The organism is Mycobacterium sp. NGS17, assembly GCF_059813205.1.
On the sequence record NZ_JCALED010000067.1, the window covers coordinates 1 to 229 of the forward strand.

1 protein-coding gene is annotated in these 229 nt (G+C 65.5%); it reads left to right on the top strand.

The genetic code is table 11. From position 1 onward, the window contains the following. On the top strand, positions 1-229 hold a 229-nt coding region (locus AC5Y7E_RS24390), incomplete at both ends, for an AMP-binding protein (protein ID WP_499922129.1).

Below are 229 nucleotides of genomic sequence, written 5' to 3' on the forward strand. Positions count from 1 at the left end.
GTATCTGCCGATCGACCCCGGGGTGCCGACGGCCCGGATTGAATTCATGCTGGCCGATGCGGGCCCGATCGCCGCGATCGCCAGCGCCGACCTCCGCTCGCGGCTGGACGGGCTGGGGCTGCCGGTCATCGATGTCGATCGTCCCGGAATCCGCTTGCCGCGCAACGGTTTATCTGAACCGACGGCCGACGATGTGGCGTATGTGATCTATACGTCGGGTACTACTGGT